The sequence below is a fragment of the Rhodoplanes roseus genome, assembly GCF_003258865.1.
GTDB lineage: Bacteria > Pseudomonadota > Alphaproteobacteria > Rhizobiales > Xanthobacteraceae > Rhodoplanes > Rhodoplanes roseus.
Map to the genome: position 1 here is coordinate 7,015 of NZ_NPEX01000169.1, position 6,189 is coordinate 13,203.

General features: G+C 71.0%; 7 protein-coding genes and 1 pseudogene. 4 read left to right on the forward strand and 4 right to left on the reverse strand.

Translation table 11 applies throughout. The features are described 5' to 3' along the window. Positions 1-59 precede the first annotated feature (59 nt). Positions 60-1,064 (forward strand): DUF2232 domain-containing protein, encoded by a 1,005-nt coding sequence (locus tag CH341_RS20620; RefSeq protein ID WP_111420861.1) that lies wholly within the window; start codon positions 60-62, stop codon positions 1,062-1,064. A 38-nt stretch (positions 1,065-1,102) separates the two neighbouring features. Continuing rightward, complete coding sequence (rplI, locus tag CH341_RS20625; RefSeq protein ID WP_111420862.1) at positions 1,103-1,678, forward strand: 50S ribosomal protein L9; 576 nt, start codon at positions 1,103-1,105, stop codon at positions 1,676-1,678. A gap of 121 nt (positions 1,679-1,799) precedes the next feature. Here the strand turns inward: rplI and hisI are convergent, their stop codons facing one another. Together hisI and folE are read right to left on the reverse strand one after the other, a co-directional pair. After that, positions 1,800-2,279 (reverse strand): phosphoribosyl-AMP cyclohydrolase, encoded by a 480-nt coding sequence (gene hisI / locus CH341_RS20630; protein WP_111420863.1) that lies wholly within the window; start codon positions 2,277-2,279, stop codon positions 1,800-1,802. 87 nt (positions 2,280-2,366) lie between these two features. Then, a complete protein-coding gene (gene folE / locus CH341_RS20635; protein ID WP_111420864.1) occupies positions 2,367-3,020 on the reverse strand; it encodes a GTP cyclohydrolase I FolE in 654 nt (217 codons plus the stop codon). Positions 3,021-3,328: 308 nt separating this feature from the next. Here folE and CH341_RS20640 point away from each other — a divergent pair, with 308 nt between their 5' ends. Then, positions 3,329-3,775 carry an iron-sulfur cluster assembly scaffold protein gene (locus tag CH341_RS20640; RefSeq protein ID WP_111420865.1) on the forward strand — a complete coding sequence of 149 codons (447 nt, stop codon included), beginning with the start codon at positions 3,329-3,331 and terminating at the stop codon, positions 3,773-3,775. 46 nt (positions 3,776-3,821) lie between these two features. On the opposite strand, the gene CH341_RS20645 is transcribed toward CH341_RS20640, so the two are convergent. Further along, positions 3,822-5,090, reverse strand: coding sequence for a COG3904 family protein (locus CH341_RS20645; protein ID WP_111420866.1), 1,269 nt, complete (start codon positions 5,088-5,090; stop codon positions 3,822-3,824). Positions 5,091-5,365: 275 nt separating this feature from the next. Here CH341_RS20645 and yidD point away from each other — a divergent pair, with 275 nt between their 5' ends. After that, the gene (gene yidD, locus CH341_RS20650) at positions 5,366-5,785 is read left to right on the forward strand and encodes a membrane protein insertion efficiency factor YidD (RefSeq protein WP_111420867.1); all 420 of its coding nucleotides are present in this window, start codon (positions 5,366-5,368) and stop codon (positions 5,783-5,785) included. Here the strand turns inward: yidD and CH341_RS20655 are convergent. Further along, positions 5,713-6,189: pseudogene (locus CH341_RS20655) on the reverse strand (SEL1-like repeat protein); the annotation flags it as partial. The gene yidD and the pseudogene CH341_RS20655 sit on opposite strands and share 73 nt — an antisense overlap.

Genomic DNA, 6,189 nt, shown 5'->3' on the forward strand with positions numbered 1-6,189 from the left:
GCCTAAGGCGCACGACGCTGATCCGCCTCTAACCGCTCCACGAGCGGGACAGCGAGACGATGATCCAGTTCATCCTGGTCGGCCTCGGGGCCGGCGCCGTAGCAGCCCTGACATTCGCCGCGCTCGCCGCCGGCTCGACCCTGTCGATGCTGCTGTTCTATCTGGCGCCGCTGCCCGTGATGATCGCGGCACTGGGCTGGAGCCATTGGGCCGGCCTGCTCGCCGCCCTGGTCGGCACCGCCGCCCTGGCGATGTGGTTCGGCTCCCTGTTCTTCCTCGTCTTCCTGCTCGGCCTCGCGCTGCCCGGCTGGTGGCTGTCCTATCTGGCGCTGCTGGCGCGGCCGTCCGGCGATCCCGCCGCCCCGACGCTCGACTGGTATCCGACCGGCCGCATCGTGCTGTGGGCCGCCGTGCTCGGCGCGCTCGCCGTGGCGCTGGCGCTGCCGACCTTCGGCAGCGACGTCGATGCGATTCGCGACACGCTGCGCGACGGCTTCGCCCGCGTGTTCCGCCAGCGGCCCGACGCCGGCCTGCCGTCCGGCACCGGAGTGCCGGGCGCGACGGACCCGGAGCCGCTGTTCGAGCTCCTGGCCATCGCCCTGCCGCCCGCCGCCGCCTCGCTGATGACCGTGACGCTGCTGCTCAACCTGTGGCTCGCGGCCAAGGCCGTCAGTGTCTCGGGCCGGCTGCCGCGGCCCTGGCCGGCGCTCGCCGAGATCTCGTTTCCGCTGGTCTCGGCCGTGGCCTTCGCGGCCGCCATCGCCGCCTCGCTGCTCCCCGGGCTCGCCGGCCTCCTCTCCGGCATGGTCGCCGCGAGCCTCTCGGTCGCCTTCACGGCGCTCGGCCTCACCGTGATCCATGCGCTGACACGCCGGCTGAAGAGCCGCGGGCTGGTGCTCTCCACCCTCTACGCCGCCGTCCTTCTGTTCGGCTGGCCGCTGTTCGTCGTCATGCTGGTGGGCCTCGCCGATACGGCGGTCGGCCTGCGGACACGCTTCGGCGGCCCCCCGACTCCCGCGGGCCCCAAAGGCCCTCCGGGGCCGTCGGGCGGCGGCGCGGTCTGATCCCGAATGTTCCCCTGTTTCCACGAAGGAGAAACGACATGGAAGTGATTCTGCTGGAACGCGTCGGCAAGCACGGACAGATGGGCGACATCGTGCGTGTGCGCGATGGGTTCGCCCGCAACTTCCTGCTGCCCCAGGGCCGGGCGCTGCGCGCCACCAAGGCCAACCGCGAGAAGTTCGAGGGCATGAAGGCCCAGCTCGAGGTGCGCAACCTGGAGCGCAAGGCCGAGGCCGAGCAGATCGGCGCCAAGCTGGAAGGCAAGAGCTTCGTGGTGCTGCGTCAGGCCTCCGACACCGGCCAGCTCTACGGCTCGGTGACGACCCGCGACATCGCCGGCCTGATCGAGGCGGGCGGCTTCACGGTGGACCGCAGCCAGGTCGCCATCAACGCCCCGATCAAGACGATCGGCCAGCACAAGGTTCCGATCGTGCTGCATCCGGAGCTCGAGGTGGCGGTGTCGGTCATCGTCGCCCGCAACGCCGAGGAGGCCGATCGCATCGCGCGCGGCGAGGACGTCACGGCGCGGCGCGAGGATCGCGAGGTCGCCGAGGCGGCGGCCGAGGAGTTCTTCGAGAATCCGGAAGCCGGCCAGGCCGGCCAGGAGGAGGAGTGATCGGCTCCGGCTCCGAGCCCGGCTCGGTGTCACGCCGATTCTGAAAGCGCGAACGGCCGGGCCCCTGCCCGGCCGTTTTGCGTGAGTGGCGGACCGGCGGCGCGAGGCGACCGCGGCGGAGCTACTCGGGCGTCTTGTCCTTCGCCGCGTGCTCGCCGTACACGGCGTCCGGATCGAACACCTTCTCGGCCTTCTTGAACTGCAGCACCAGCATGTGGCCGGCGGGCTCGCGCAGCGACACCGAGCGGTAGAAGCACGACGCGCGGCCGGTGTGGCAGACGCCGGGTCCGGCCTGCTCGACACGCAGCAGCAGCGCGTCCTGGTCGCAGTCGATCTTCATCTCGATGATGCGCAGGATGTGGCCGGAGGTCTCGCCCTTCTTCCACAGCTTGCCGCGCGAGCGGCTGTAGAACCACGCCTCGCAGGTCTCGATCGAGCGCGCCAGCGCGTCGTCGTTCATCCAGGCGAGCATCAGCACGTCACCCGACCACGCGTCGGCGACGATCGCCGGGATCAGCCCGTCGGCGTCGAACTTCGGGGCGAAGACGCGCCCCTCCTCGATCTGCTCGGTGGTGCCGCGCGGCGCGAACACGGTCTTCATGATACGCAAGTTCCGACGGGGACGACTTTCACAGCCGACGACTCCGAACGCCGGTCCCCTGCCCCGCGGCGCCGGTCGGACGCGTGCTCAGCCGATCCCGTTGCGGACCAGGCTGACGAACCGGAACTGCTCCTTCGGATCGTCGCGGAACACGCCCGTGAACTGCGTCGTGATGGTGCGGCTGCCGACCTTCTGGACGCCGCGCATCGACATGCAGCTGTGCTCCGCCTCCAGCATCACGGCGACGCCGCGCGGCTTGAGCACCGTGTCGATCTCGGTGACGATCTGCGAGGAGAGGCGCTCCTGCGTCTGCAGACGGCGGGCGAAGATGTCGATCAGCCGGGCGATCTTGGACAGCCCGACGACGCGCTCGACCGGCAGGTAGCCCACATGGGCCTTGCCGACGAACGGCATCATGTGATGCTCGCAATGCGAATTGAACGGGATGTCGCGCACCAGCACGATGTCGTCGTAGGTGCCGATCTCCGAGAAGGTCCGGTCGAGCACGTCGGCGGGGTTTTCGTGATAGCCGCCGAACAGCTCCTCGTAGGCCGAGACGACACGGCGAGGCGTGTCGAGCAGGCCCTCGCGGTCCGGATCGTCGCCCAGATAGCCGATCAGCACCCGCACGGCCGCCTCGGCCTCGGCGCGCGACGGACGCACCAGCGTCGAGGGCGCAGTCGTCTCTGCCGCCTCCGACGGCCGCGCGGCGGGGGTCAGCGTCTTGATGACATGGTCCATCGCGAGCGACGTCTCCGTTCGGCGGCACCCGGGAGGTACCGTACCGGTCCAACGACCGCACGTCGCACGCGGCACGGGCGGCCCGGAGGGCAATGCCGCGCAACGAGGGGACGGGCGAACTCCCGGCGCCGCGCTCCGGAGAGACCCGGACGTCGCCGAAGGTGAACTGCCCGATCCATGTGGGAGCGGGCAGGCCCCGACGCAAGCGCCTCTCGCCTGCCCGGGGCGGCATCCTATATGAGGGGATATAGTCGGCGCCAGAGGTCGAGGCAAATCGCCCCCAGCCGCCCCCAGAACCCGTGCAAGCCATGCTCAACGACGTCTACAACCGCAGGATCCTCGAGCTCGCGGGCAACATTCCGCGACTCGGTCGCCTGGACGCGCCGGACGCCAGCGCGACCGCCCATTCCCGGCTGTGCGGCTCGACCGTGACGGTCGATCTCAAGGTCGACGGCGACCGGGTGGTCGACTTCGGCCATGTGGTGAAGGCCTGTGCGCTCGGGCAGGCCTCGTCGTCGATCATGGCCAGCCATGTCGTCGGCGCCACCGCCGGGGAGCTGCGCGAGCTGCGCGAGGCGGTGCGAAAGATGCTCAAGGACAACGGCCCGGCGCCGGACGGCCGCTGGGCCGACATCGCGGTGCTGGAACCGGTGCGCGATTTCAAGGCGCGCCACGCCTCGACGCTGCTCACATTCGATGCAGTCGTCTCGGCGCTGGACCAGATCGAGGCGGCACGGACGGCCGGCACGCCCTGAGCGCCGGCGCGCGTGAACGCCGGACCTGCCTGCCGGGCCAGCCCGGTCAGCGCGCCGTCGCCTCCAGGCGGGCATGGGCCCCGGGCTTGCCGCGCGAGCGGTCGCAGGCGGTCTCGAGCTGGCCGAGCGCCTTGCCGATTCCGGCATTGCCGATGCGGATCGAGGTCGCCGGCTCGCCGCCCGCCGCCGTCTGCACCGAGATCGAGCGCGTCGCCATGGCCGCATACGCCCGCACCAGCGGGGCCGGAACCGTCGCCACGGCGATGCTCTCCACTTGGCGCCCGTCGCTGCGCGAGGACAGAATCTGGAACTTCAGGTCGGTCTGCTCGATCCACAGGCGGACCTGGTCGAGGGCCGCCGGCTCGGTCGCGCGGCCGGTCTCCTGGCGCCGCTCCACATAGGTCAGCGCATAGGTGCCGGGCGCGTCGCCGCAGCCGAAGCTGAGGTCGAAGCTGCCTATCCGCTCGCCTTCGACGGTCAGCGGATGGCGGCGCACCAGCATGAGGCCGCTGCCGCCCTCCACGGCCGCCCAGCCGCGCTCGCCCTGCGCCGCGTTCCGCTCGATCGCGGCGGCGACCGGCGTGACCGCCGCCGATGTCTGCAGCCCCGCCACCGGCGCGGCCTCGCGGTCGAGCCCGGTCCGCCGCAGCTCGTCGCGGGTGAGCATCCGCATCGGCTCCCACGGCGGGATCCGCAACGCGATCTCGATCAGCTCGGCGCCGCCGCCGAGATTGCCGGTCATCTCCGCCGTGTAGCGGACGATGTGGCCGATGTCGCGCTGCACCAGCACGAGATCCTCGGCCGAATAGGAGGCGGCCACGGCGTCGTCGCGGCGATCGCCGAGCCAGATCTGGTGAACCAGCACCCGCGAGCGGGCCGGCACGTCGCGTCCGACGCCGCCCAGCAGCACGAAGGCGCACATGGATTCACAGTTCGCCGGGGCGATCGACGCGGTTTTTCCGAGACCGCCGGAACGATCCGCCCGGCCCACCGTTGTGTCGAAGCCGAGCCGGCGGATCGAGCGGCCGAGCGCCAGCGCGCCCAGCACCGAGCCGCCGTCCGAGTCGAGCACGACCTTGGCGTCGCGAACGGTCCGATCGCTGGCGAAGGCCTCGAAGCGGCGCGGCGTGTCGGGCGTGATCATGCCCGAGGCGAACACCAGGGGACGGCAGTCGGTCGCGCAGGTCGCGGCCGGTTCCTGCAGCACGAACTGCATCGGCAGGACGCGGGGGTTGGCCGGAAGCTCGGGCGTGCCGGCGACCACCGGCACGGCACAAACGGCAAGGACGAGCCCGCCGACCCAGGAACGTTTCATCGTGGTTCCCCGTGCTGTTTCAGCAACGCTTCTTCTCGTGACCCGATTTTTTTCTTGTACTTGCTGCCTTATTTCTCCTGCAATCTGGCCACATCACGCGACTTTACGGCAACTGTGATCTTACGTACGCACTCGACCGTCGCAAGCGGCCCTTTTGCGGCACTGCGCCGGCGGCATTTCTGCACGCTCGGTACGAAATTACTTTCGCCCGTCGTCCCGTTGCTTCGCGGCACGTGTTTGCACCGGCGCTTTCGAAAGTTTACTTAGCAAGGACGATGCCAGACAAGAGGTCTATCGACACCGTTGCACGGATCCCGCGGCTTTTGGCGCGCGGTGTGATCCGGTTGTATCAGCTGACCGTCTCGCCGTTCCTGGGCTCCGACTGCCGCCATGTGCCGACCTGCTCGGCCTATGGGGACGAGGCGATCGGGCGATTCGGCCTGTGGGCCGGCGGCTGGATCACGTTGGCGCGGTTCTGCCGCTGCCACCCGTTCGGCACGCGCGGGCTGGACTTCGTGCCGGCGGCAGTGCCGGCCCGGGCACGCTGGTGGCTGCCGTGGCGCTATGGCCGCTGGCGCGGCACCCTCGCCGAGCCGCCGGTCGCCGACGAGGACGCGCCGCCTCAGCGCGCCGCGCGGGAGAGTGATTCGATTCGCCGGCCGGCGTCCGCCGATCCTAGCTCGGCCGCGCGCTGATACCACTGGCGGGCCTGTACCGGGTCGCCGACCGCCCCGACCACCTCGAGCTGCTTGAGCGCCGCCGGATCGAAGGTCGAGCCGAGCAGCAGCGCCGCCTGCGCGTCGCCAGCCTCGGCGGCACGCCGCAGCAGCAGCCGGGCCGCGGCGAGGTCGCCGCGCACCAAAAAGGCCTTGCCGCGGTCGAGCAGGATCGCGACCTCCTCCGGGTCGACGGCGGGCGCCACCGGCTCCGCGCGGGCGGGCGCCGAGGTGGTACCGCGCAGGCCCGGCGTGGACGCGGCGCTCGCGGTCGAGACGAGCGTGGCCACGGCGGCGTCGGCGCCGACCGGCGTGATGGTCGCGCCGCCCCATTCGATGCGGACCGTGCCGCGGTCGCCGACCGAGTCGTCGGCGAGCCGCAG